Source organism: Paraburkholderia sp. SIMBA_054 (genome assembly GCF_046534875.1).
In the GTDB taxonomy this organism is placed as follows: Bacteria; Pseudomonadota; Gammaproteobacteria; order Burkholderiales; family Burkholderiaceae; genus Paraburkholderia; species Paraburkholderia hospita.
In genome coordinates, this window is record NZ_JAWRXV010001584.1 from 1 (window position 1) to 241 (window position 241).

A 241-nucleotide genomic window follows, 5' to 3' on the forward strand; every position below is an offset into this window, starting at 1 on the left:
CCACATGTGTTAGCTGGTCTCGGTACTGGATTAGTGGGTTCATTTACGACGTTTTCAACGTTTAGTGTAGAAACGGTGACTTTAATTCAACATCATTTAGCTGGGTTCGCCTTTCTTTATGTATTACTTAGCTTATTTGGAGGACTTATGATGTCGTGGTTAGGCTACGATATTGGGCATCGTTCTTTTAAACGATTACAGAGGAAAGGGGAATGAACATCATGACTGGATTATTGATTGC

Annotated in this window: 1 protein-coding gene; it reads left to right on the forward strand. The window is 39.8% G+C overall.

Going from position 1 to position 241, the window contains the following annotated elements; all coding sequences use genetic code 11:
* Positions 1-216: CrcB family protein (locus tag SB822_RS60395; RefSeq protein WP_410859557.1), on the forward strand; the 216-nt coding region annotated here is incomplete at its 5' end.
* Positions 217-241: the final 25 nt, after the last annotated feature.